The following is a 25,235-nucleotide window of genomic DNA, read 5'->3' on the forward strand; positions in this document are numbered from 1 at the left end:
TATTGCCTCTAGCCAATACTTGAAGGTGCTTTGAATATCTCCAGCCAAAGTGCTTGAACTGCATCTCTTGCCGCAATGAGCTCAAGCTCATTTTCTAAATTAATGCGGATTTTCTCAACACCATCCAAACGCAATCGATGTTGACGGGCTCGCAACAATCGATACGCATCGCCCACAGTGAGTGCAGCCTCTTGGGTAATTAAGCCCACATCACCAGCAATGCGCAACAAAGCAATGTTACCTAGATTACCAATGAGTTGAGCATGCTGATGGGCATAAGCCAAGACCAAGAACTGCACAATAAATTCAATATCCACCATACCGCCAGAATCATGCTTTAAGTCAAAATCGGCCTTGGTATTGGGATGACCTGCGTGAACCTTGCGGCGCATTTCTAAAATTTCTGTCCTGAGCTGCTCAATATTTCGTTTCTGACTTAACACCTCGGAACGAACTGAGTCAAAAAATTTGCCCACGCCCGGATTACCAGCCGAACAACGAGCTCGCGTAAGGGCCTGATGCTCCCACACCCAAGCCGCATTATCACCTTCTCGAAGTTGGTATTTTTTAAAGGCATCCGCGTTCGTTACTAAGAATCCAGCAGAGCCATTAGGACGAAGACGCGTATCGATTTCAAATAAGCTACCAGTAGAAGTAAATGCAGTTAACCAATTAATCATGCGCTTTGCTAGCAAGGCATAAATTTCTTGAGCCGCATAGTCTGAGTCTTCAGCTTGATACAAAAAAATAATGTCTAAATCAGAGGCATAGCCTAATTCTTTGCCACCCAATTTGCCATAAGAAATAATTGCAAATGGAGGGCTAGCCTCAAGAGGTAAATCAAACTTTTGAGCCACACTAGGCCAAACCCGCTCAAATGTCGTCTGCAAAATTAAATCCGCTAAAGCAGATAAGTGGTCACTAACCCGCTCCACCGGCAGCGCTTTTTGCACGCCAATACCTAGATCAGTCAATAGCGTGATGAAGGTTTCGTTGTGATGGGTGACTCGCAGGATATCCATCGCCTGCTCAGAGCCATCACCATCGACCATAACATCATCGAGCCGCATATTGAGATTGGCTCGCACCTCGCTCCAATATCTTTCTGGATCCTCGATTAAAGCCCTCTCGGTTTGTGAGTTCAATAAGTGATCCAGCAAATGTGGGTGACGCGTTAGATATTGCGCACCCCATTGCGACGCCTTGAGCAAGTCAAGCACATTAGATAATGCCCTAGGATACTCAGCCAAAATAGAAAGATAGGCACTACGCCTTGCAATTGCCTCAAGCAAATCGAACAAACGCAACAGTGTTTGGTCGGCATGTGCCGAGGTGGCAGCTTCAATCTGCAAACTCTCGGCCGCCTTGCACATCAAGTTATCGAAAATTAAACGACTTTTTTTCGGTAATAATTTTTGTTTTGGGCTATCAATCCACGACTGCCAACGAATATAGGAATCAGGGAAAAATATTGGGTCAGGCGCCCAGTCCTGGGCTAAGGGCGCAATCTCAAGACGCGAGCCATCATCCAGTAAAAATGCTTTTTCAAAAAGCTGGGCAACCTTATTTTGATGCCGCTCCAGTTCAGCCATAAAAGCGCTTACTTCTGCTTCTTGACCTTGCATTGAAATCGCCAAACGTGACCGTACTTCAGCATCATCAGGCAGATAGTGGGTTTGCTGGTCATCCCATACCTGAATACGATGCTCCAAGCGTCTCAAGAAAACATAGGCCGCCTGTAACGCATCTACCTCATCGGCGGGGAGGATGCCGCATTGTTTAATGAGATCTAAGGCCTCCAAGCTTGGGCGGAGTCTAAAGCGAGGATCTGTACCGCCCCGCATGAGTTGAAACATTTGCGCTAAAAACTCAATCTCTCGAATACCGCCGCGCCCCAACTTAATATCGCGTGAACGCCCTTGATGACCCGAAGAGCGCTTTTCTGCTTCTGCCTGAATTTGTGCATGCAAATCCCGAATGGAGGCAATCACACCGTAATCCAAATGTCGACGATATACAAAGGGCCGAATCAGCTGGTCAAGCTCTCTTTGGCAGCGAGAGAAATCAGGGGTTCCTGGTAGAGGCGCAATTAACCTACCTTTAATCCAGGCGTAGCGCTCCCACTCTCGCCCCTGAACCAATAGATATTCTTCTAACATATCCAAACTACACACCAGAGGTCCTGAGTCTCCATTGGGACGAAGACGCATGTCTACCCTAAAAACAAACCCATTAGCGTCGTGCTCAGCAAGCAGCTTAATTAAGCGTTTGCCCAATCTCGTGAACCATTCCTGGTTGGATAAATTCTTAGGCCCACCAGTAGTTTCACCCTCATGCTCATAGAGAAAAATCAAATCGATATCTGATGACAGATTGAGTTCAAGGCCGCCCAATTTACCCATGCCGACAACCATGAGCGGCATCTCTGATTGCGTTGCATTACTCCAAGGCAAGCCGAAACGGGCTTTGAGGTCCTCCCTAATAAAGGCAATCGATGCGGAAACTGCTAATTCAGCAAAATGGCTCAGCGCCTGAGTCACTTCTTGCAAGGCGGCCATGCCATTTAAATCTCGAAATGCAACCCAGAGCATCAAACGCTGCCTGGCCAAGCGCAAATTGGTCATCCATAGGGCCTCGTCTTGCGCATCAGCCCGCTCATCGACACCACAGTCTTTTAGCAAGGCCTTGATGCTCTGTATATCGACTTTTTTCTGCCCTTGAATACGGAGCCACTCAAGCCATTCAGGGTGAGCAGTTAGCCAACGTCGCGCATAAGTCGAGTGTTGCTCTAAAAAATCGATTTGCCGGGAAAAATCATCCATTCCCCCATCTTAATCCGACCCCAAGGCCCAAGCCAGAAGCTTGTCGATCAGGCTGGGGCTGAAGGATAATGGAGCTCATGCTGCAAAACATCATCCCGCCTCGCCTCAAGAGCGTGCTTGCTAAACGTCCTCAAGGTTCGAACGGGGCTTGGCGTAAGCGTGCCCTCATCTTAACGGGCGTTGTTTTGGCTCTTTGTGTACTGGTGCATGTGGGCGTGCGGTTTGTTCTGTGGCCGCAAATTGAGAAATCTAAAGCCTCGGTTGAGAGGCTCATTAGCGCTCGCATTGGTGCAGATGTATCTATGGACTCTCTACAAGTTTCATGGACGGGCATGAGACCTAATTTTGAAATTGAAGGTTTGCGCTTCAACGCGCCCGATAAAGCGAAACCGCTCTTATTCATTCAGAAAATTGATGGGCAACTCAGTTGGGCAACTTTTTATCACCTAGCCCCATTCTTTCATGAGCTCAATATCGAGGGTGCTGAAATTTATGGGCAACGTAATGGCAAAGGCGTCATTACAGTTGCCGGCATCCCCATAGACGGAAAATCCAATGATTACTCCGCTGAGAATTGGCTCTTTGCTCAAAATGAGATTCGTGTCAGCGATGTCAAATTATTTTGGGATGATCAACTCAAAAAGAAAGCCATTACTTCAATAGATATTCAAAACCTTTCTCTTGGCAATGGCATTCGTAGCCATCAAGGCTCGCTGAGCGTCATTACCCCCTGGACCAAAGGACCAGTCTCGCTTGATATTGATCTTGTGCACCATATCGGTGGCCAAGCGGGCAATTGGCGCGATTGGATCGGGACTATCTCTTGGAATTTAAATGAACTCCAGCTCACTCAAATAGCAAATGAATTTGCCCTCCCTCTAAATACGCTTGAGGGAGTGGTGAACTCCAATGGAAAATTAAAAATTGACAACGGCAAACCTGATGGTGGAGAAATTTATCTTGCCGCCGATCGTTTAACTATTCAACTATCTAAAGGTGAAGATGCCATTGCTCTTGGAAGGCTAGAAACCAACCTGGTTCAAGAAACTGATAATGGCTTGATATCCGTTACTACCAAGACATTTTCCTGGCGAGATATTGAGAGTCCAGCATCTACCCCCCTCGAGAATTTAAGCCCAATGACTTTCCGCTGGAGACCACCAGCGGGAGACGGGGAAATTAAAGAATTTGGTTTTTCATCGCCAAAGATTTCGGTTGAGGATGTTGCCTTATTTGCCCTCAACCTGCCTTTATCTAAAAAAGTTCATCAGTGGATTAAAGCCTCACAAGCTGATGGTGAGTTACAAGATCTCGATATCAATTGGTCTGAAAGTAAATCACCCTTATCTGCCCTCAATATTCCTGGCGGATGGTTTAAGTCGAACAAAGTAGACTTTACTGTGAGTGGAAAACTGATCGACCTCAGCTTTGTTGGCATCAATAAAGCGATGCCTTCAGTATCCAAACTGTCCGGCTTCCTCTCGGCCGACCAAAACAAGGGCAGCCTCTCGATTAAATCAAGCGATCTAGAGCTTGAGGTTAACGATCTATTGGTTGATCCAAAAATCAAGCTTGATCAAGCCAATGGTCAAATTTCTTGGGCAAAACAAAAAGGGAATTGGGTCATTAATGCAAAGCAGTTAGCACTTAGTAATTCTGAGATTTCAACCACGCTCAATCTCAATTACATCATTGGTGAAGGTAAAAATCCTGACTTTATGAACCTGGACATAAATTTTGCTCAGGCTGATCTCAAAACCGCCTATCGTTATTTGCCTGTTGGCATGGGTAGCGATGCCAAATCCTATCTAAGCAAAGCCTTTGACGCAGGCATCATCAAAAATGGTAGCTTGCATATCAAAGGTGATCCCAATGAAGTACCCTTCCCTAAAGTAGGCTCAGGAGAATTCACACTCAAGCTACCGATTAATGGCGCCACTTTCAGCCCAGTGCCAAGCTCATCAATCGCACAAGGTGTTTGGCCCCCATTTAATAGGGTAAACGGCTTGATCAATATGCAGAATGCTAACTTCACGGTAGATATTGATCAAGCAAGCTACAAACAAGTTGCACTGAGTAAATTTCACGCAGAAATTCCTAGTGTGAGCGCAAAGCTATTACTTCTGACGGTGAATGGTGAGGCTGAAGGTGATGCCCCACAACTACTCGAATATCTATTTGCCTCACCTGTTGGTAAAAAGCAAATTGCACTTGAGCGCAATCTAAAGGTTACAGGACCAACCAAGCTCAGCTTGGCCCTTAGCGTTCCCCTATCCGGTAACGGGGACACCAAAACTGACATTCAACTCAATTTTCCTGGCAACAGGGTCCAGTGGGACGACTTGCCGCCTCTGGATAACCTCAAAGGAAAGATTCGTATAACTGAGATCAATCCTGAATTCGAAGATATCACCGCTAATTTCCTTGGTGGCGCTATTAAGATTTCAAGTAAAACGCCAAATCAAGGGGGCCCGAGCTACAACATCTCAGGCGATATTAGCGCTAGCTTTATTAAAAACTACTTTGCAAAAGATTCATCAGTTCAGGTACTTCCGATTTTGCAAGCAATAAGCGGCGTTGCGAGATATGAGGGCGCCATTCATTTCAATAAAGGCAATAGCGAAACCAATCTCAAGATCGATATGCGTGATTGGGCTAGTTCAGCACCAGCCCCCGCGAAAAAGCAGATGGGGACACCCATGTCAGGCCAATTAACCCTGAAATCCTTTGCGAAATCACCCTCCACATCCAGTCGATTTACATGGGATGGAAAAATTGGTGACACCTACTTTATTCAAGGTGAGCTTGGCAGTGATGACGCTCTTCGTCATGCGGTAGGAATCGGCACTGGCGCAGCACTCCCGAACCAAGGCTTTCAGCTTAATCTTGCCACTTCAGAGCTGAATCTCGATGTATGGCAAGATTTTTTAGAAAGCCAAAAGAAGAAAGGTTCTTCTAAAGCGGAAGAAAATAATCCAAGCAATATTCAAATTGCTGCCCAAGTAAAAAAAGTCATTTTGTTTGAGCGCAATTGGCAGGATATGAATTTTTCAGCAAGCAATAAAAATGCCGCTTGGCAAATGCGCATTAATTCACCCTCCATCGCCGGTCAACTGCAATATACAGAACCCAATAAGTCACAACTAAGCGGTTTGATTAGTGGGCGCTTAGCGCGACTCAAGTTTCCCGAGAAAGTCAGCACTCCAATTGAGGTCAAAAAGCCAGCCTCAAAAAATCTTCCTGCCAAAACTGCGATTAATCCTGACTCCATTCCTAGTATTGATTTAGCTATTGATGACTTCAGCTGGGGTAAGGCTCAGCTTGGTCAGATGAAAATTAAAACCAGGACAAATAACAACGTCCTCAATGTGGATTCCATCCAATTTAATAATCCCCAAGGCAGCTCTGCTTTAACTGGGCGCTGGGTTGGTGCCACCCAGAATCAAGCTGAACACACAACGGTGAATGTTGATTTAGACATTAAGGATGCTGGTCAAATTATTGGGCATTGGACCAGCCAAAAATCAGTGGAAGGCGGCCAAGGCAAATTGACCAGTAACGTGGAGTGGGATGGCACTCCTTTCGTACCTCAATTCGATACCCTAGCCGGTAAGGTAACCTTGAATCTTGAAAAAGGTCGATTGTTAGAGGTGAATACCAGCGGCGCCAAGCTGCTTGACGTACTCAGCCTACAAAGTTTATTTAGATTTGCTACTCTGGACCTCCAGGGAAGCTTGGGCAATATTGTGACCAAGGGAACGCCATTTAATTCCATTGATGCTTCTTTTGATATTAGCTCCGGAGTTGCTCAAACGAAGCAATTCACAATGGGTTTAGACCAAGCACGGGTTGCCATGAATGGGCAAATCAATATCCCCAAACAAACGCAAGATTTACGTGTCACCATATTTCCAACAATTGATGCAACAGCCGGCTCATTGGCTGCCTTCGCCATTAATCCTATCGTAGGTCTGGGCGCATTGGTTGGGCAGTATTTAATTACCAGTCAAATCAATCGTAATCTCCAATCAGACTATCTGGTCCAAGGCTCTTGGGATGATCCAGAAGTGATCCCCCTTGACCAAAAGGGTCAGCCAATTGACTCGAAAACTTTAGATACTATTCGCAGTAAAGAGTTGTTGAAAGAGCAAAGCAAGCCGAATAATAGTAACTCTGGGCCACAAAGCACTCCGAGTAATTTAGGTAGCCCCAATAAAATTGCTAACTAAATCATCATGAACTCATCAGTAAATAGCGCAGACCTCAAGATTGCCTCCATTCAGATGGTCTCCACACCTGATTTGCGGGAGAACTTATCTACAGCAAGCAGACTCGTCGTCGCAGCTGCAGCCGAAGGCGCACAACTTGCTGTCTTACCAGAGTATTTTTGCTTAATGGGCCTCAAGGACACCGATAAAGTTCGGGCCCGCGAAAGCATTGGTAGTGGGCCCATCCAAGAGCAACTTTCGGATATTGCACAACAAAATAATATTTACCTAGTGGCAGGTACTATTCCACTGGAAGCAAAAGATTCTAATAAAGTACTTAATACAAGCATTGTTTTTAATCCTGCTGGCGAGCAAATTTCTCGTTACGACAAAATTCATTTATTTGGTTTTCAAACAGCAACTGAGCGTTATCAAGAATCCGAAACAATTGAGGCTGGCAATGCGCCGGGCCTCTTAAAAATTTCAATTGGCGGAAATGATTGGACCTTTGGTTTGAGTATTTGCTATGACCTGCGCTTCCCAGAGCTCTATCGCGCCCTTGGACAGGTAGATTGCCATATCATCCCAGCCGCCTTTACCTATACAACTGGCAAGGATCATTGGGAAATTCTCTTACGCGCTCGCGCTATCGAAAACCAATGTTACGTGTTAGCCTCCGCCCAAGGCGGCATTCATCAAAATCAACGACGTACTTGGGGCAATAGTATGTTGATTGATCCTTGGGGCAGCATCTTGGCCAACCTCCCCGAGGGTGAAGGCTTTATTTCTGGGGTTTTGTGCAAAGATAAATTAAACGAGGTACGCTCTAAGTTACCCGCACTTGCGCATCGCAAGCTTTAAAGAAAGATTTGCTGAATCACATGAATGCACCAGAAGCACTATTCCCTGCCAATTGGACGAAAGCCAAAAAGCAAGCAGACCTTATCAAGTTAGCCAAATCTATTTTGCTCGAACCAACCGGCTTATCCGAGCAAGACTTACATGGTACCTTTGGCAATCTATTTGCCCATCGCCTTGATGATGCAGATCTCTACTTCCAACATACTCGGAGTGAGAGCTGGAGTCTTGAAGAAGGCATTGTTAAGTCCGGCAGCTTTAATATTGATCAAGGCGTTGGTGTGCGCGCTATTTATGGCGATAAGACAGCTTTCGCTTATTCAGATGAAATTAATTTAGAAGCTTTAAATAAAGCAGCCAAAGCTACTCGAGTGATTGGGCCCGAGGGTGGTAAGCAGGCGGTTGCCAGCAAACTTTTTAATCCCATATCCAATAAGCTCTACTCGGATGTCAATCCTTTAGATTCTCTTCAGCCCAAAGAAAAAATTGCCCTTCTGGAAAGCATAGAACGTCGCGCTAAAGCACGTGACCCACGGATCATCCAGGTTATGGCCAGTCTGGCCGGGGAGTTTGATGTTGTATTGGTTGTGCGTGCGGATGGCTTGTTGGCGGCAGATGTACGCCCGTTAGTGCGCGTTTCGGTACACGTTATTGCAGAACAGAATGGTCGGCGTGAATCAGGCTCCTCTGGCGGCGGCGCACGTCATGACTACCTCTACTTCAATACTGATTTGATTAATCGCTATGTTGATGAAGCTGTTGACGGAGCCCTATTAAATCTCGAATCGCGCCCAGCACCTGCTGGCCCAATGACAGTGGTCATGGGGCCGGGCTGGCCAGGCGTTCTATTACATGAGGCAGTTGGTCATGGTCTCGAGGGCGACTTTAATCGCAAAGGATCCTCTGCTTTTGCTGGTCGCATTGGACAGCGCGTTGCAGCTAAAGGTGTCACCGTTGTGGATGATGGAACCTTATCTGGACGTAGAGGCTCTTTAAATATTGATGACGAAGGAACTCCCACTCAATGCACCACCTTAATTGAAGACGGCATTTTGAAGGGCTATATTCAGGATAGCCTGAATGCCCGACTCATGAATATGCCCCTCACTGGCAATGGTCGGCGTGAAAGTTTTGCCTCACTACCAATGCCGCGCATGACAAATACCTACATGTTGGCCGGTAAAGATGATCCTCAAGAAATTGTCGCCAGCATCAAGCGCGGTTTATACGCAGTGAACTTTGGCGGCGGTCAGGTTGACATCACTAGCGGCAAATTTGTATTTTCTGCTTCAGAGGCCTATTGGGTTGAGAACGGCAAAATTCAATACCCCGTCAAAGGCGCGACCATTATTGGTAGCGGGCCAGAATCCCTAAAACAGGTTTCTATGATCGGAAATGACCTAAAACTAGACGGTGGGGTTGGGGTTTGTGGCAAGGAAGGGCAAAGTGTTCCAGTCGGGGTTGGGCAGCCTACCCTGAGGATTGATAGCCTGACTGTGGGTGGGACTACCTAATATTGGCTAATTACGGCTTAAAATAGCCAGATGAGCCAACAAAATACGAATCCCGCTAATTGGTACTCTGCTGTCGACAAGACCTCAGATACTGACGATCAACGCATTGACAACATTTCTGTTCTGCCTCCGCCAGAGCATTTAATTCGCTTCTTTCCGATTTCTGGAACGCCTACTGAAGCTTTGATCAGCAACACTCGCAAAAAGATCCGCGACATTATTCATGGCAAGGATGACCGCTTACTCGTGATCATCGGACCATGCTCCATTCATGACCCAAAAGCAGCGTTGGAATATTGCCAACGCCTCTTAGTTGAGCGCGAGCGTTTTGCTGGTGAATTAGAAATTGTGATGCGCGTATATTTTGAAAAGCCACGCACTACTGTTGGCTGGAAGGGTTTGATTAACGACCCGTATCTGGATGAAAGCTATCGCATCGAAGAAGGTCTACGCCTTGCGCGCCAAGTACTGATGGAAATCAATCGCCTTGGCATGCCAGCTGGTAGCGAATTCTTGGATGTGATTTCTCCGCAATATATTGCGGATCTGATTTCATGGGGTGCTATTGGTGCGCGTACTACTGAAAGCCAAGTTCACCGCGAACTTGCATCTGGCTTGTCTGCACCTATCGGATTTAAGAACGGTACTGATGGCAACATCAAAATTGCTACCGATGCGATTCAAGCAGCAGGTCGCCCACATCATTTCTTATCCGTTCATAAAAATGGTCAAGTATCGGTTGTGGAAACTAAAGGCAATAAAGATTGCCATGTGATTTTGCGTGGCGGCAAAGAGCCAAATTACGAGGCTCAATTTGTGCAAGCAGCCTGCTCTGAGCTTGAAGCGGCCAAGCTTCCAGCCAGTTTGATGGTTGATTTATCCCATGCCAATTCAAGCAAAAAGCATGAGCGTCAGATTGTGGTTGCCGACGATGTAGCTCAGCAAATTGAGTCTGGCTCACACCAGATTTTTGGCGTGATGGTTGAGAGTCATTTAAATGATGGCGCCCAGAAATTTACACCCGGAAAAGATGACCCAAGTAAATTGGAATACGGCAAGAGTATTACTGATGCCTGCATCAACTGGGATGACTCTGTGAAGGTACTAGAGCGTCTAGCTACAGCCGTTAAGAAACGCAGAAGCAAGAAGAAGTAATACTGCAGTATTTTTTAAGCGCTGGTGATAAAAGAGACTAATTTATTTAGTCTCTTTTTTTTCATGCTTCCACAATACATCTGCGCCACCAGCCGCACGATTCAAAATACGCGCAAGCACAAAGAGTAAATCAGATAGGCGGTTGACATATTGACGAGGGGAGTCATATAAAGGCTCTTCCCAACCCAAGCGAACAATCGAACGTTCGGCCCTGCGACATACAGTGCGACAAACATGGGCTTGCGCAGCAGCGCGAGTACCACCCGGCAAAATGAATTCAGTCAAAGGGGGTAATTGTTTGTTGTATTTTTCGAGCCAAACATCTAGCTGCACTACATGCTCAGGATTGAGTAGTTTGTAATTAGGGATGCAAAGTTCACCCCCTAAATCAAATAAATCATGCTGCACCTGCAGAAAAAGCTCCTGTAATTCAGCAGAAATGCTTGCTGGGATGTCCTCGGTCATTAAAACCCCGATTTCAGAGTTCAACTCATCGATATCGCCCATGGCGCAGACCCGTAGGTGATCCTTCTCTACGCGACTTCCGTCACCCAAGCCCGTCATTCCTGCGTCACCGGTTCTAGTGGCGATTTTTGATAGTCGATTTCCCATAAGCTTAATTATAGGTAAATGGCTAAAATGATTCTTATGAATATGGTGACCCCACCCCCCGAATTAGCCGCTATTAGCGCCCTTCAGTCCAAATTGGTTGCGGCCTTACGCCCAATCCTGCCGGAACATGCCCTTTTATGGGAGCCAGAAGACACTATTCCCTATGAATGTGATGGTCTGGCCGCCTACCGTCGGATGCCTTTGGCAGTAGCTCTGCCAGAAACAGAAGAGCAAGTTGCCCAAATTCTGAAGATTTGCTACGCGATGCAAATCCCCGTAGTGCCTCGCGGATCAGGAACCGGCCTCTCGGGTGGCGCAATGCCTCTTTCTCAGGGATTGGTGCTGTCACTAGCAAAGCTCAAGAAAATTATTAGCATCGATCCATTTACCCGCACTGCAGTCGTTCAGCCTGGTGTTCGCAATCTTGCTATTTCTGAAGCAGTTGCCCACCTCGGTTTGTATTACGCTCCGGACCCCTCCTCTCAGATTGCCTGTTCGATTGGCGGCAACGTCAACGAAAACTCTGGTGGCGTGCACTGTCTTAAATACGGCCTCACTCTGCACAACGTTCTGCGTGTGCGCGGAATACTCATGAATGGTGAGATCATTGAATTTGGCGGCTTAGCACCAGATGCACCTGGACTCGATCTTCTCGCCATCATGATGGGTAGCGAAGGCATGCTCGCAGTGGTTACTGAAGTTACAGTCAAGTTAGTGGCGAAACCAAAATTGGCTCGCGTGATTATGGCAAGTTTTGATGATATTGAAAAAGGTGGTAACGCAGTTGCTGCCATCATTGCAGCCGGCATTATTCCCGCTGGTTTGGAGATGATGGATAAAGCTACCACTCGCGCTGTAGAAGAATTTGTGCACGCAGGCTATGACTTAGACGCTGCAGCTATTTTGCTCTGCGAGTCTGATGGCACTCCAGAAGAAGTTGCCGAAGAAATTGAGCGCATGACCAAAGTACTTGAAGAAGCTGGTGCAAGCGGAATACAGATTTCTAAAGATGAAGGTGAACGCTTGAAGTTTTGGAGTGGTCGTAAGAACGCTTTCCCAGCTGCGGGTCGCTTGGCCCCAGACTACTATTGCATGGATGGTACTATCCCTCGTCGCCATATTGCTACGCTCCTCAAGCGCATTCAGGGCATGGAAGAAAAGTATGGTCTTGGCTGCCTAAACGTTTTCCATGCGGGTGATGGCAATATGCATCCCCTGATTTTATTTAATGGTGCCGACCAAGCAGAATGGCATCGTGCAGAAGAGTTCGGCACTGAAATATTAGAAGCCTGCGTAGAACTCGGTGGCACGATCACTGGTGAGCATGGTGTTGGTATCGAAAAAATTAATTCGATGTGTGTTCAGTTTGGTGAAGGTGAGCGCGAATCTTTCTGGGGTGTGAAAAGCGCCTTTGATCCAGAAAAATTACTCAACCCAGATAAAGCCATCCCAACTTTAAGTCGCTGCGCAGAATATGGTCGTATGCGCATTAGCGGCGGTCAATTGCCTCACCCAGAATTGGAGCGCTTCTAATGAGCCACTCCCATCCGCAAATCAATGCATTCCGCGAGCAAATTCTCAATGCAGCTAAAAATAAAACCCCGCTCTCGTTTGAAGGCGGTGGCACCAAATCTTGGTACGGCAATCCGAATAGCTATACCAAACTAGATACACGTACTTACTCCGGTATTTTGGAGTACCAGCCAGAAGAATTAGTCATCACCGCTTGTGCTGGCACTCCACTAAAAGAAATTGAAGCAGCTCTCAAAGAAAAGAATCAGGTGCTTGCTTTTGAACCACCACACTTTGGTGAGAATGCAACTTTTGGCGGCGCTATTGCTGCTGGGCTTGCTGGTCCAGGGCGTATTACCGTTGGTAACTTTCGTGACTTTGTATTAGGCGCTCGCATTATCGATGGCAAAGGCCAAGATCTTTCCTTTGGCGGGAAGGTAATGAAGAACGTAGCGGGATATGACGTCTCTCGTTTGCTGCCTGGCTCTTTAGGAACGCTTGCTCTTTTGTTAGAAGCCTCAGTCAAGGTCTTACCTAAACCTGCGGCGACCGCAACCTTACGTTGCCAAATCTCCCAAGAGAAAGCGCTCAAAATATTGAATGAATGGGCTGGACAGCCACTACCTTTATCTGCAAGCTGCTGGATTGGTTCCACTACGGGTGGTGATGGAGAGCTAACTTTCCGTCTCGCTGGTGCGGCAGCGGCTGTAAAGGCTGCAATTCCTCTCATGAGCTCTTTGGTTATGGCCACTGAGGTTAATCCTGAAACTGCAGAACATTTCTGGAATGATTTACGTGAGCAATATCTTTCTGCATTTGCTAATCTAGGTGCTGATCAAACACTTTATCGTTTAGCGCTACCTGCAGCCTGTGGGCCACTTACTATCACTGGCGCCTCAGATAAAATTGTTCTGGAGTGGCACGGTCAACAACGTTGGATTACAGCGCCTGGCGATGAAGCTACCTTTAAAGCCATCAAGGCCATTGCCAATTCCCATGGCGGACATGCAACTCGCTTTAGACAAGGTGCCAATGTAGACCCTAGCAATCAGCGCTTTACTTTGTTATCAGAGCAAGCCCACTCCTTTGCCCTTGAGGCAGTGCAAGAACGCCTGAGATCAGCTTTTGATCCCGCAGGTGTTTTCGCCACTAAACGTCTTCCATAAGTCTTTCTATGCAAACTCAACTCGCCCCTCAATTTGTCAACACTCCGGAAGGAATCGAGGCAGCCCGCATTCTGGGTAAATGTGTTCACTGCGGCTTTTGTACAGCCACCTGCCCTACCTATCAAATACTGGGTGATGAGTTAGATGGTCCTCGCGGACGTATCTATCTCATTAAGCAGATCGCCGAAGGTCAAGCGCCCACCGAAAAGACTCGCCTGCATTTGGATCGCTGCTTAACTTGTCGTAATTGTGAGAGCACCTGTCCGAGTGGTGTGCAATACGGCAACCTAATAGACATTGGTCGCAAGTGGGCAGAAGAAAATACGCCTGAGCGCCCAATCGGCCAACGCCTGACTCGTTGGGCCCTAAAAGAAGGTTTAACTAAGCCCGCTTTATTTAATACAGCAATGACTCTGGGTCGTTTAATTCGCCCATTGATGCCAAGCGGTATCAAACGCAAGATTCCACTGACTGTAAATAAGGCATTGGCCAATACCACTAATGCTTATGCAAGACCTACTGCAGCTCATCAGCGCAAAATGGTTTTGCTAGAGGGTTGCGTACAACCTGGAATGCTCCCAAATATCAATTCAGCAACAGCGCGCGTTCTTAATGCGTTAAAGATACAAATGATTAGCGCGCCCAATGCCACTTGTTGCGGAGCGCTACGCTATCACCTCAATGATCAAGCTGGAGGCTTGGGTAATGCCAAGCAAAATATTGATGCGTGGTGGCCTTTAGTTGAAAGTGGCGTGGAAGCTATTGTCATGACCGCATCTGGTTGCGGTGTGATGGTGAAGGACTATGGCCACCTGTTTGCCAATGATCCTGTCTATGCAACCAAAGCGAAGAAGATTTCAGATCTGACTAAAGATATCTCTGAAATACTACCTTCCCTACAAAATGAGCTGATGCAGCTGGTAGGCACCGATCCAAAGCCAGGCGTCGTATATCACCCACCTTGCACCTTGCAACACGGCCAACAAATTCGTGGCAAGGTTGAGGGATTGCTTTCTAGTATTGGTATTGGTGTGCGTTTATGTGCCGACAGCCATCTTTGCTGCGGCTCTGCAGGCACTTACTCCGTTACTCAACCAGAACTCTCTGAGCAACTTCGTAAAAACAAGTTAACTCACCTAAATACTGCCTGCGAGGAATCAGGCGCAGAGGTCATTGTGTCTGGAAACATTGGCTGCATTACCCACCTGCAGCAAGAAGACACTCCAGTAGTGCATTGGATTGAAATCGTAGACCAATTACTTAGCAAATCTTCTAAGGTCTCATGAACTCCATTGTTGTCAATTTGATGCAAGTCAGAACAAGAATTGAGCTTGCTGCCCTAGCAGCAAAGCGTGAGCCCGAAGAAATCGAGCTTCTGGCAGTGAGCAAGACTTTTCCTGCTGCTGCCGTTGAAGAAGCTATGCATGCTGGACAATCAGCTTTTGGTGAAAACTATGTGCAAGAGGCCGTTGAAAAAATTGAGAAGTTAGCCAAACTACGCCCTTGGTTGACCTGGCATTTTATTGGCCCTTTACAGAGCAATAAAACCAGAGAAGTAGCGCAACACTTCGATTGGGTTCACAGTGTGGACCGCCTCAAAATTGCAGAACGCCTATCCGCTCAACGCGGCGAGTTTCCAGATTTACCGCCATTGATGGTTTGCGTACAAATCAATGTTAGCGAGGAGGAGAGCAAAAGCGGCATTTCCCTAGTTGAAGTTGAAGAGCTTTGCAATGCCATCACCTCCTTGCCAAACTTAGTTCTGAGGGGTTTGATGGCTATTCCAGCGCCTAATTCAGACCACATCTTGCAACGCCAAGCGTTTGCAGCAGTGCAAGATTGCTTCAAAAGAATACAGGCCAGCCATTTCACTGAGCTCGGCTACCAGTTCTTTGATACCCTTTCGATGGGCATGTCCGATGATTTAGAGGCTGCTATTGCTGAGGGCAGCACTATAGTTCGTGTTGGTACAGCCATTTTCGGGAAGCGCGATAAGATTAGCAAATGAGCACAAACAAAATCGCACAAAACAATAGCAACGCGCACATCACCTTTGTTGGCGGTGGCAATATGGGGCGTGCCCTTATCAGCGGCCTTCTTGCTAGTGGATTCGAACCTAATCAAATCTCTGTTGTAGAAGCAAATGCTGCAACTGCCCTAAAGTTACATGAAGATTTTGGTGTTCAGGGCATTGGCGCTCTGGAGCACATCGCTTTTGATTTCTCTAGAAATAATGTGCTTGTCATGGCGATCAAACCACAAGACTTTAATGTCGTTGCCAAAGGTTTAGCGTCTAAGTTAAAGCATGCGAGCGCGCCCGGTCCACTCATTCTGAGTATCGCTGCGGGTATTCGCCTAAAAGATATGAGTCGCTGGCTTGATCACACACGCTGTGTACGCGCTATGCCAAATACTCCAGCCTTAATTGGTAAAGGGATTACCGGTCTTTTTGCAGATACCGCTGTAGATCAATCTGATCGTGCCTTAGCTGAAACCATTTGTAATGCGGTAGGTCAAACCGTTTGGGTAAAAGAAGAAAAATTGATGGATGCAGTAACTGCTGTTTCTGGTAGTGGTCCAGCCTATGTCTTTGCATTTTTAGAGGCAATGCAATCTGCTGGAGAGAAGCTCGGTCTTGATTCAGAGACAGCGCGCAAGCTGGCTTATGCCACTCTTGAGGGCGCTACACAGCTTGCCCATGACTCTGATGAACACGCTGGCGTTCTCCGCGCGAGAGTCACTTCAAAGGGTGGAACCACTGCTGCTGCTCTAGATGTCATGAAACAACAAGGTTGGCATGAAATTTTAGAAAAAGCGATTGATGCAGCCAGTCAGCGCGGTAAAACGATGGGCGATGAACTCGGCCAGAGTTAGTTAATACCTATACCCAGCACAATTCCCAGAAATAAAAATCCGCCTAACCAGTTGTTATGGCGGAATGCTTTAAAACAATTTTCTCTATTGCGTGTTGAAACCAACTTTAAGTGATAGATCGCACAAGCCAATGCTGCGAACCAACCCACTAAAAAATAATTGCTTAAGTTAGCCAATTGCGCCACCCATAACTGACTCAGAAAAAGCATCCCATAGCTTATTGCTATAGCGACGACATCGTACTGACCAAAAGTAATGGCCGATGTTCTCAACCCTAGGCGCAGATCATCATCGCGATCAACCATGGCATAGGCTGTGTCATAAGCGATCGCCCAAAAAATGTTTCCAATAAATAAGAACCAGGCCTCTAGGGGGATAGAATCCAAAATAGCCGCATACGCCATCGGAATGCCAAAGCCAAAGGCAATGCCTAAGACAGCTTGGGGCATGGCAAAAAAGCGTTTGGTAAAGGGATAGAGGAAGGCTACTAGCAAAGCAAGCACGGATAGTTGTTTTGTAAATACATTCAGGGGCTGAATGAATAAAAACGCAATCAAGGCCAATACTCCAGCCACAGCTATGGCCTCTTTGCCCGAGATTTTTCCACTTGTGACTGGGCGATCTTGGGTACGGTTAACATGACGATCAAAATCACGATCAGCATAGTCGTTGATTGCACAACCCGCACTACGCATTAAAAATGTGCCGACAGTAAAGATCAACAAAATAGATAAATCAGGCACACCACTGCTTGCCAACCAAAGAGCCCAGAGCGTAGGCCATAACAGTAATAGCGTACCAATCGGCTTATCTAGCCTGATTAGATGGCCATAAGAAATAAAACGATCTTTTACATTCATAAGGTAATTATCAAGCCTTTAGAAATTCCGCTCGAGATCCGAGCCAGCGCTCTAAATGACGCTCCACCAGATCTGCATGCTCAGCGAGCAAGCGCTCGGCCGCCTGTTGGGCTAACCCAATTAACCAGGCATCGCGTTGCAAATCGACAAAGCGCAACATAGCATCTCCTGATTGCTTCGCGCCTAGCAATTCACCCGGACCACGCAGTGATAAATCTCGCTCAGCAATCACAAAACCATCTGAGGTCTCACGTAAAGTTTGTAGACGTTCCTTGGCAGCCATTGAAAGCGGCTCGGCGTACATCAAAATACAGACCGAATCCGCAGAACCCCTGCCCACGCGCCCGCGCAATTGATGGATCTGGGCATAACCAAAGCGCTCAGCATGCTCAATCACCATTAACGCCGCATTAGGTACGTCTACCCCAACCTCAATTACCGTAGTCGCAACTAAAAGCTGAACCTCATTTGCCTTAAAGGCGGCCATGACTGCTGCTTTTTCTTCTGCTTTTAATCTGCCATGCACTAAGCCAACCTTAAAGTCAGGTAAAGCCTGAGTCAGTTGCTCGAAGCTCTCAACTGCTGTTTGCAATTGCAGTACTTCAGATTCTTCAATCAGAGGGCAAACCCAGTACGCTTGCAAGTCCTTGGATAACCAACTTTGCAAACCACCGATCACCTCATCACGGCGGCCGGCTTTAACTACCTTGGTAGCAATCGGTTTTCGACCAGGAGGCAATTCATCGATGACAGAGACATCTAAGTCAGCATAGTAGGTCATCGCTAAAGTGCGTGGTATTGGTGTCGCAGACATCATTAATTGATGGCAGTAAAACAATTCCGACCCAACGCGCTGCTGAATCTCTAAACGCTGCCTCACTCCGAAGCGATGTTGCTCATCAATCACTGCGAGGCCAAGTTTGGCAAAGCTCACGTTTTCTTGAATAAGAGCATGCGTACCAATAATGAGTTGGGCTTGCCCATTTTCGATTACCTCTTGTGCCAATCTTTTTTCTTTGGCTTTCAGACTCCCTGACAGCCAAGCGATTCGTACCCCTAAAGGCTCAAACCATTCCTTCATTTTGAGATAGTGTTGCTCAGCCAATATTTCCGTAGGCGCCATGATGGCAGCTTGATAGCCATGATCCATTGCCCGCGCTGCAGCCAAGGCCGCTACTACAGTCTTGCCGCTACCTACGTCCCCTTGTAAAAGGCGATTCATCGGGAATGATTGAGAAAGGTCATGACTCATTTCAGACCAAACACGATCTTGAGCATTAGTTAATTTAAAAGGCAACACTTTCAGCAAGCCCGCTTCAAAGCTTTGCCGCTCTTTCTTGCCCTTACTCTCATCTTTATTTTTTACAAAACTAGGTGCATGCCGCTCCCGACGAATCGCATGCGCACGCTTTAACGAAATTTGCTGAGCAAGGAGTTCCTCAAACTGCACTCGACGCCAAGCAGGATGAGTACGCTCTAGCAATGCCTGAGTATTGGCATCGGCAGGCGGTTGATGTAAATAGATAATCGCCTCTTGCAAGTTTGGCCAATCATGACTAGGCAGTAGCTCTGCCATCAGCTCTTTGGGCAAGAACTCAGCCAGACTATCTTGCAGGCTTGGGTCACGTAAGGCTTGTGACACTGCTTTACGAATAATGGTTTGCGAGACTCCAACACTTGCTGGATAAACTGGAGTCAAACTAGCAGGTAAAGGTGTATCTGGAGCGACAGCTCTCACCGTAGGGTGCACCATCTCTGGACCCTGAAAACCTTCACGCACTTCACCGCGGACTCGAATATTGACCCCGACAGCCATTTGTTTTTGCTGGCTAGGGTAGAAGTTCAGGAAGCGTAGATTTAAGGTTTTAGTCTCATCCTCGATGGTCACCACCATCTGCCTTCTGGGCCTAAATAAGACCTGATTGCGAATAACTACACCCTGGGTCTGGGCTGAGTTAAATCTACCCTGATGTATGGCCTCCTCGATCGTGAGCAGCTCGGTCTCATCCTCATAACGGGATGGCAAGTGCAAAGCAAGGGCCATAGGGCTGTCTAAACCCATCTTTTGGAGTGTACTTGGCGCTTGTTTAGTAGTCATCGTTAAAATCTAATACCTGATGGTAATGCTATGCAACTCTCCGACTTTAATTACGAACTCCCACCCGAACTAATCGCCCAACATCCTTTGGCGAATAGAACCGATAGCCGCCTCTTAGAGGTCAAGGCTGATGGGCCAAATCACGTCCAATTGGTAGATCGACAGTTTAAGGACATTCTGAGCATTGTTCAGCCCGGGGACTTATTAGTCTTTAATGACACCAAGGTTATTCCTGCGCGCTTACACGGCAAAAAGGAGACTGGCGGGAACGTGGAGCTGCTCATTGAACGCATTAGCGGCGAAAAGCAGGCCTGGGTTCAAATTAGAGCCTCCAAGGTACCTAAGACTGGAACCACTGTTCATATTCACAATCAGGCTGGCGAAACCTTTCCTGTAGAGATGATTGGGTATGACGGACGTTTTTATGAGGTTCGCTTTCCGGAAAATGTATTTTCCTTGCTTGAACGTTTTGGTGAGCTCCCATTACCGCCCTACATTGAGCATCAACCTGATGGAGAAGACGCGCAGCGTTATCAAACAGTCGTCGCCAAAAATCCAGGGGCGGTAGCTGCCCCAACAGCAGGCCTACATTTTGATGAATCTATCTTGCAAGAACTTAAGAAATTAGGCATTCAACAAGCAGCTGTCACACTACATGTGGGGGCAGGAACATTTACGCCCGTGCGCGAAGAAGATCTTTCAAAACATAAGATGCACTACGAATGGTTCTCCATTCCCAATGAGACATTAGAAGCTATTGAGGCCACCAAGAAAAATGGTGGCAGAGTTGTTGCGGTAGGCACTACCAGTCTGCGCGCACTCGAGAGCCAGGCTGCTAGCGGGCAAAGTAGCGGCGAGACCAATCTCTTTATTACCCCAGGCTACCAATTTAAAACTGTAGATTGTTTGCTTACCAACTTTCATCTGCCAAAATCTACCTTATTAATGTTGGTCAGTGCTTTTGCGGGAATGGAAAACATTCGCGCCGCTTATCAACATGCCATTCATCAGAAGTATCGTTTCTTCAGCTATGGAGATGCGATGTTTCTATGTCGACTCGAGAATCCAAAGTTATGACCAAACCTGTTCACTTCAATATCCTGGCACGCGACTCGCAAAGCCCAGCTCGCCTTGGTCAGCTTGACCTTCCACATGGCAGCGTGCAAACACCAATCTTCATGCCCGTGGGAACGTATGGCACCGTCAAGGCAATGACACCGCGTGATTTGAATGAAGCCAAAGCCCAAATTATTTTAGGCAATACCTTTCATCTCTGGTTAAGGCCGGGATTAGATGTGATTAAAAAACATGGTGGCTTGCATCGTTTTATGGGTTGGGACAAACCGATCCTCACTGACTCTGGCGGCTTTCAGGTATTTAGTTTGGGCGCGCTGCGCAAGATCTCTGAAGAGGGCGTGACCTTTGCATCTCCAATCAATGGCGACAAATTATTTATGTCTCCAGAAGTGTCAATGGAAATTCAGGCGGTTCTCAATAGCGATATCGCGATGCAGTTTGATGAATGCACTCCTTATGAAATCAAAGGTCAACCTACCTCGGAAAAAACAGCCCGTGCATCGCTAGAAATGTCTTTGCGCTGGGGTGATCGCTCCATTAAGCGTTTTCGCGAACTAAATACAGGCAACGGACTCTTTGGCATCGTTCAAGGCGGCATGTTCGAGAATCTTCGTGAATTTTCTTTAGATGCCGTAAGTCAGCAAGGTTTTGATGGGATTGCTATTGGTGGCTTATCAGTTGGAGAGCCTAAACCCGAGTTTGAGCGGATTCTCAATTTCACTGCACCCAAATTGCCAGAACATATGCCTCATTATTTAATGGGCGTTGGCACTCCAGAAGATCTGATATTGGGCGTTAGCCTAGGCATTGATATGTTCGATTGCGTGATGCCAACCCGCAACGCCCGCAATGGCTGGCTCTTTACCCGCTTTGGCGACCTAAAGCTCCGTAATTCTGGGTACAAGGACGATGATCGCCCAGTAGACCCTACCTGCGCCTGCTATACCTGCCAAAACTTCACCAGATCCTATTTAAATCACCTCCAAAAGGCGAATGAGATCCTAGGGTCCCAGCTAAACACCATTCATAACCTGTCCTACTACCTCCAGCTGATGACTGAGGTCCGCGAGGCTCTCAGCAAAGACCGCTTTAGCGCCTATCGTGAGGAATTTCATAGCAATCGCCAGCGTGGTGTTGAGCCTGGACAGGACTAATAGCCCTACAGGGGGCAAAACCCCCTGTAAATCACCTCCAAAGCCCCACACAGTTTAGAATTGCGGGTTACGGCCATCGGTTTAAAGGTCGAAAAATATCGCAGTTTTTAATTGGTAATTAACGGAGGTTTTGTATGTGGATTAGTAACGCTTTTGCCCAAGCTCCTGCAGCGGGCGCAGATTCCAGTGGCTTGATGAGCTTTCTCCCTTTGATTTTGATGTTTGCAGTTTTGTACTTCATCATGATTCGCCCACAAATGAAGCGTCAAAAAGAAACTAAGGCAATGCTCGAGTCATTAGGCGTTGGTGATGAGGTTGTTACTGTTGGCGGCATCATGGGCAAAGTAACGGCATTGAAAGACCAAATAGTTACCGTTGAAATTTCTGCTGGCACTGAAGTGCACATGCAAAAAGGTGCCATCACTACAGTATTGCCAAAAGGCACTCTGAAGTCTGCTTAATTTATTTGTTTAAAAGTATCTCAATATGAATCGCTACCCTCTCTGGAAATATCTAGTCATTGCCGTTGCATTACTGATCGGCGGACTATATTCATTGCCCAATTTCTATGGTGAGGCTCCAGCGGTTCAAGTCTCGTCTGCCAAGCCAACCATCAAGGTTGACTTGGCAACGCAGGCTCGTGTCGAAAAAATTCTGACGGAAGCCAACATTAGTAATACCGGTCTCTTCTTCGAAGTCGCTGGCAATGTAGGCTCTATCAAAGTTCGCTTCAATAACACTGACATTCAGTTGCGCGCACGTGATCTCTTGCAACAGAAATTAAATGTTGATCAAAATGATCCCAACTACACCGTTGCCTTAAACCTGCTATCCAATACACCGGGCTGGTTAAGTGCAATCAACGCATTACCAATGCCACTAGGTCTTGATTTGCGTGGCGGCGTCTATTTCCTCTTGCAAGTGGATATGAAGGGCGCAGTCCAGAAAAAAGTGACTTCCTTGGCAGGCGATATTCGCAGTCAATTACGTGACAAGAGCATTCGCCATCAAGGCATTGAGCGTGGCGCTGATTCCATATCGATCAATTTCGCCAATGTCGAAGATGCTGAACAGGCACGCTCATTGCTAACAACGGCACAACCTGAACTAATTTGGCTTATTAAATCAAATGGCTCGTTACCTAAGCTAGTAGGTGAATTTAAACCATCCGCCCTTAAAGCCATCCAAGATAACGCCGTTAAGCAAAATATCATTACCCTGAATAAGCGTGTGAACGAATTGGCGGTTAAAGAACCAGTGATTCAACAACAAGGTGCTGAGCGCATTGTGGTGCAGTTACCTGGCGTACAGGATACCGCTCGTGCCAAAGACATCATCGGTCGTACAGCAACTCTAGAGTCTCGCTTAGCTGACCCCTTGGCGTCTACCATCGGCTTAGGCGAAACTCCTCCTCCAGGCATGGATACTTTCCGCTTTGGTGAAAATCGCTTGGGTGTATTTAAAAAATCAGTGATCTTCAGTGGAGATCGCATTACGGATGCTAGCGCTGGCTTTGACCAAAACCAACGTCCTGCTGTAAACATCTCCCTAGATGCTGCTGGTGGTCGCGTTATGCAGGAAGTGACTCGCGAAAATATCGGTAAGCCGATGGGCATGATCTTGTTTGAAAAAGGTAAAGGTGAAGTACTCACAATCGCTACCATTCAAAGTGAGTTTGGCTCTAAGTTCCAAATCACTGGTCAACCAACTACCGAGAGCGCTAATGACTTAGCCCTCCTCTTGCGCGCTGGATCATTAGCAGCACCAATGGAAATCATTGAAGAACGTACTATTGGACCAAGCCTTGGAGCAGAAAATATTGAGAAGGGCTTTAAGTCGCTCTTGATCGGGTTTACTGCGATCGCGATTTTTATGATGGTCTACTACTTACTGTTTGGCACTTTCTCCGTTGTCGCTTTAGCGGTGAACTTGTTCTTACTCATCTCAGTGCTATCGATGCTGCAAGCCACACTCACTTTGCCGGGCATCGCTGCAATGGCCTTAGCTCTGGGTATGGCGATTGACTCCAACGTGTTAATTAACGAGCGTATTCGTGAAGAGTTACGTAACGGAGCTTCACCACAAACAGCCATTTCTGTCGGCTTCGACAAAGCCTGGGCAACGATTCTGGACTCTAACGTAACGACTTTGATTGCTGGTCTAGCCTTATTGGCATTTGGATCAGGCCCCATCAAAGGCTTCGCAGTAGTTCACTGTTTAGGTATTCTGACTTCAATGTTCTCGGCTGTCTTCTTCTCACGTGGCCTTGTTAACCTCTGGTATGGCAGACATAAGAAGATTCAAAAACTCGCTATTGGCCAAGTTTGGCGTCCACAGGAGAAATAAGCCATGGAATTTTTCCGAATCAAAAAAGATATTCCCTTTATGCGCCATGCATTGGTGCTTAATGCGATTTCTTTAGTTACTTTTTTAGCTGCAGTCTTTTTCCTCTGGCATAACGGCCTGCATCTCTCCATCGAATTTACTGGTGGAACGGTGATGGAAGTCAGCTATCCACAAACTGCACCCTTGGACTCTATTCGTACCAAGGTTGAGAAGTTGGGCTATGCAGATACTCAAATTCAGAACTTTGGTAGCTCACGCGATGTCATGATTCGCCTACCATTACAAAAAGATGCTGAAGGCAAATTGATTTCTTCTGCTGATCAGAGCACGGCAGTAATGCAAGCGCTTGAACCAGCAACGACTGGCGTGAAATTGCAGCGCGTTGAGTTTGTTGGCCCACAGGTGGGTCAAGAGTTGGCTATTGACGGCTTAAAAGCACTCATCTTTGTAATCATTGGCATCGTGGTGTATCTATCCTTCCGTTTTGAGTGGAAGTTTGCGCTTGCCGGCATCATTGCAAACTTGCATGACGTTGTCATCATCTTGGGTTTCTTTGCCTTCTTCCAGTGGGAGTTCTCCCTCTCAGTATTGGCAGCCGTTCTTGCGGTTCTTGGCTATTCAGTAAACGAATCCGTCGTGATCTTTGACCGTATTCGCGAGAACTTCCGCAAATATCGCAAGATGAATACCCGTGAAATCATTGATAACGCGATTACGAGCACCATTAGCCGTACTGTTATTACCCACGGCAGTACTGAGATGATGGTCCTGGCAATGCTGGTCTTTGGAGGCCCAACACTCTTCTACTTTGCATTAGCACTGACCATTGGTATTTTGTTTGGTATCTACTCTTCAGTCTTCGTGGCTGCAGCATTAGCCATGTGGCTCGGTGTTACACGTGAAGATTTGGTGAAGGGCGATAAAAAGCCAGATGATGATGCCCGCAAAGATGATCCGAACTACGGAGCGCGGGTCTAAC

The 25,235-nt window shown here is 46.9% G+C and carries 18 protein-coding genes; 14 read left to right on the top strand and 4 right to left on the bottom strand.

The window, feature by feature from the left end; translation table 11 throughout:
- Window positions 1-8: 8 nt before the first annotated feature.
- Window positions 9-2,822 (bottom strand): bifunctional [glutamate--ammonia ligase]-adenylyl-L-tyrosine phosphorylase/[glutamate--ammonia-ligase] adenylyltransferase, encoded by a 2,814-nt coding sequence (glnE, locus tag ICN37_RS04320; protein WP_216155142.1) that lies wholly within the window; start codon window positions 2,820-2,822, stop codon window positions 9-11.
- A 77-nt stretch (window positions 2,823-2,899) separates the two neighbouring features.
- On the opposite strand from glnE, the gene ICN37_RS04325 reads away from it, so the two are divergent.
- From ICN37_RS04325 to ICN37_RS04340, 4 genes are read left to right on the top strand one after another with little or no spacing between them, the layout of a single operon-like run.
- Window positions 2,900-7,051 carry a YhdP family protein gene (locus ICN37_RS04325; RefSeq protein ID WP_216860892.1) on the top strand — a complete coding sequence of 1,384 codons (4,152 nt, stop codon included), beginning with the start codon at window positions 2,900-2,902 and terminating at the stop codon, window positions 7,049-7,051.
- Between the two features lie 6 nt (window positions 7,052-7,057).
- Window positions 7,058-7,891, top strand: a complete 834-nt coding sequence (locus ICN37_RS04330) for a carbon-nitrogen hydrolase family protein (protein WP_216155144.1) — start codon at window positions 7,058-7,060, stop codon at window positions 7,889-7,891.
- Between the two features lie 20 nt (window positions 7,892-7,911).
- On the top strand, window positions 7,912-9,402 hold the full coding sequence (gene tldD / locus ICN37_RS04335; RefSeq protein ID WP_255538464.1) for a metalloprotease TldD: 1,491 nt from the start codon (window positions 7,912-7,914) through the stop codon (window positions 9,400-9,402).
- A 30-nt stretch (window positions 9,403-9,432) separates the two neighbouring features.
- The gene (locus ICN37_RS04340) at window positions 9,433-10,557 is read left to right on the top strand and encodes a 3-deoxy-7-phosphoheptulonate synthase (RefSeq protein WP_216155146.1); all 1,125 of its coding nucleotides are present in this window, start codon (window positions 9,433-9,435) and stop codon (window positions 10,555-10,557) included.
- Window positions 10,558-10,599: 42 nt separating this feature from the next.
- Here the strand turns inward: ICN37_RS04340 and ICN37_RS04345 are convergent, their stop codons facing one another.
- The gene (locus ICN37_RS04345) at window positions 10,600-11,169 is read right to left on the bottom strand and encodes a cob(I)yrinic acid a,c-diamide adenosyltransferase (RefSeq protein ID WP_215320937.1); all 570 of its coding nucleotides are present in this window, start codon (window positions 11,167-11,169) and stop codon (window positions 10,600-10,602) included.
- A 42-nt stretch (window positions 11,170-11,211) separates the two neighbouring features.
- Between ICN37_RS04345 and ICN37_RS04350 the strand changes: the two genes are divergently transcribed.
- The 5 genes from ICN37_RS04350 to proC are packed head-to-tail and all read left to right on the top strand — an operon-like array spanning window position 11,212 to window position 16,721.
- Entirely contained in the window at window positions 11,212-12,702 is a 1,491-nt protein-coding gene (locus ICN37_RS04350) for an FAD-linked oxidase C-terminal domain-containing protein (RefSeq protein ID WP_216155249.1), read from the top strand.
- On the top strand, window positions 12,702-13,847 hold the full coding sequence (gene glcE / locus ICN37_RS04355; protein ID WP_216155148.1) for a glycolate oxidase subunit GlcE: 1,146 nt from the start codon (window positions 12,702-12,704) through the stop codon (window positions 13,845-13,847). The genes ICN37_RS04350 and glcE overlap by 1 nt, the downstream gene beginning before the upstream one ends.
- Window positions 13,848-13,855: 8 nt before the next feature.
- Window positions 13,856-15,133, top strand: coding sequence for a glycolate oxidase subunit GlcF (gene glcF / locus ICN37_RS04360; RefSeq protein WP_215320941.1), 1,278 nt, complete (start codon window positions 13,856-13,858; stop codon window positions 15,131-15,133).
- Window positions 15,130-15,855, top strand: coding sequence for a YggS family pyridoxal phosphate-dependent enzyme (locus ICN37_RS04365; RefSeq protein ID WP_216155149.1), 726 nt, complete (start codon window positions 15,130-15,132; stop codon window positions 15,853-15,855). The genes glcF and ICN37_RS04365 overlap by 4 nt, the downstream gene beginning before the upstream one ends.
- Complete coding sequence (proC, locus tag ICN37_RS04370) at window positions 15,852-16,721, top strand: pyrroline-5-carboxylate reductase (RefSeq protein WP_216155151.1); 870 nt, start codon at window positions 15,852-15,854, stop codon at window positions 16,719-16,721. The genes ICN37_RS04365 and proC overlap by 4 nt, the downstream gene beginning before the upstream one ends.
- Here proC and ubiA read toward each other — a convergent pair.
- On the bottom strand, window positions 16,718-17,581 hold the full coding sequence (gene ubiA, locus ICN37_RS04375) for a 4-hydroxybenzoate octaprenyltransferase (RefSeq protein WP_215320947.1): 864 nt from the start codon (window positions 17,579-17,581) through the stop codon (window positions 16,718-16,720). The two genes, proC and ubiA, sit on opposite strands and share 4 nt — an antisense overlap.
- A gap of 10 nt (window positions 17,582-17,591) precedes the next feature.
- On the bottom strand, window positions 17,592-19,679 hold the full coding sequence (gene recG, locus ICN37_RS04380) for an ATP-dependent DNA helicase RecG (protein ID WP_216155154.1): 2,088 nt from the start codon (window positions 19,677-19,679) through the stop codon (window positions 17,592-17,594).
- 30 nt (window positions 19,680-19,709) lie between these two features.
- Between recG and queA the strand changes: the two genes are divergently transcribed.
- From queA to secF, 5 genes are all read left to right on the top strand, one after another.
- Window positions 19,710-20,756, top strand: a complete 1,047-nt coding sequence (queA, locus tag ICN37_RS04385) for a tRNA preQ1(34) S-adenosylmethionine ribosyltransferase-isomerase QueA (RefSeq protein WP_216155156.1) — start codon at window positions 19,710-19,712, stop codon at window positions 20,754-20,756.
- On the top strand, window positions 20,753-21,910 hold the full coding sequence (tgt, locus tag ICN37_RS04390; RefSeq protein ID WP_216155158.1) for a tRNA guanosine(34) transglycosylase Tgt: 1,158 nt from the start codon (window positions 20,753-20,755) through the stop codon (window positions 21,908-21,910). The genes queA and tgt overlap by 4 nt, the downstream gene beginning before the upstream one ends.
- Window positions 21,911-22,044: 134 nt before the next feature.
- Window positions 22,045-22,371, top strand: coding sequence for a preprotein translocase subunit YajC (gene yajC / locus ICN37_RS04395; protein ID WP_216155160.1), 327 nt, complete (start codon window positions 22,045-22,047; stop codon window positions 22,369-22,371).
- Window positions 22,372-22,396: 25 nt separating this feature from the next.
- Window positions 22,397-24,256, top strand: a complete 1,860-nt coding sequence (secD, locus tag ICN37_RS04400) for a protein translocase subunit SecD (protein ID WP_215320957.1) — start codon at window positions 22,397-22,399, stop codon at window positions 24,254-24,256.
- Window positions 24,257-24,259: 3 nt separating this feature from the next.
- Complete coding sequence (secF, locus tag ICN37_RS04405) at window positions 24,260-25,234, top strand: protein translocase subunit SecF (protein WP_072582798.1); 975 nt, start codon at window positions 24,260-24,262, stop codon at window positions 25,232-25,234.
- The last annotated feature ends 1 nt before the right edge of the window (window position 25,235 follow it).

This window comes from Polynucleobacter sp. P1-05-14 (assembly GCF_018881675.1).
Classification (GTDB): Bacteria; Pseudomonadota; Gammaproteobacteria; order Burkholderiales; family Burkholderiaceae; genus Polynucleobacter.

Excerpts from the sequence above, each read along its gene's own strand:
- glnE (WP_216155142.1), bottom strand. The coding sequence starts at position 2,822 with ATGGATGATTTTTCCCGGCAAATCGATTTTTTAGAGCAACACTCGACT.
- ICN37_RS04325 (WP_216860892.1), top strand. The coding sequence starts at position 2,900 with ATGCTGCAAAACATCATCCCGCCTCGCCTCAAGAGCGTGCTTGCTAAA.
- ICN37_RS04330 (WP_216155144.1), top strand. The coding sequence starts at position 7,058 with ATGAACTCATCAGTAAATAGCGCAGACCTCAAGATTGCCTCCATTCAG.
- tldD (WP_255538464.1), top strand. The coding sequence starts at position 7,912 with ATGAATGCACCAGAAGCACTATTCCCTGCCAATTGGACGAAAGCCAAA.
- ICN37_RS04340 (WP_216155146.1), top strand. The coding sequence starts at position 9,433 with ATGAGCCAACAAAATACGAATCCCGCTAATTGGTACTCTGCTGTCGAC.
- ICN37_RS04345 (WP_215320937.1), bottom strand. The coding sequence starts at position 11,169 with ATGGGAAATCGACTATCAAAAATCGCCACTAGAACCGGTGACGCAGGA.
- ICN37_RS04350 (WP_216155249.1), top strand. The coding sequence starts at position 11,212 with ATGGTGACCCCACCCCCCGAATTAGCCGCTATTAGCGCCCTTCAGTCC.
- glcE (WP_216155148.1), top strand. The coding sequence starts at position 12,702 with ATGAGCCACTCCCATCCGCAAATCAATGCATTCCGCGAGCAAATTCTC.
- glcF (WP_215320941.1), top strand. The coding sequence starts at position 13,856 with ATGCAAACTCAACTCGCCCCTCAATTTGTCAACACTCCGGAAGGAATC.
- ICN37_RS04365 (WP_216155149.1), top strand. The coding sequence starts at position 15,130 with ATGAACTCCATTGTTGTCAATTTGATGCAAGTCAGAACAAGAATTGAG.
- proC (WP_216155151.1), top strand. The coding sequence starts at position 15,852 with ATGAGCACAAACAAAATCGCACAAAACAATAGCAACGCGCACATCACC.
- ubiA (WP_215320947.1), bottom strand. The coding sequence starts at position 17,581 with ATGAATGTAAAAGATCGTTTTATTTCTTATGGCCATCTAATCAGGCTA.
- recG (WP_216155154.1), bottom strand. The coding sequence starts at position 19,679 with ATGACTACTAAACAAGCGCCAAGTACACTCCAAAAGATGGGTTTAGAC.
- queA (WP_216155156.1), top strand. The coding sequence starts at position 19,710 with ATGCAACTCTCCGACTTTAATTACGAACTCCCACCCGAACTAATCGCC.
- tgt (WP_216155158.1), top strand. The coding sequence starts at position 20,753 with ATGACCAAACCTGTTCACTTCAATATCCTGGCACGCGACTCGCAAAGC.
- yajC (WP_216155160.1), top strand. The coding sequence starts at position 22,045 with ATGTGGATTAGTAACGCTTTTGCCCAAGCTCCTGCAGCGGGCGCAGAT.
- secD (WP_215320957.1), top strand. The coding sequence starts at position 22,397 with ATGAATCGCTACCCTCTCTGGAAATATCTAGTCATTGCCGTTGCATTA.
- secF (WP_072582798.1), top strand. The coding sequence starts at position 24,260 with ATGGAATTTTTCCGAATCAAAAAAGATATTCCCTTTATGCGCCATGCA.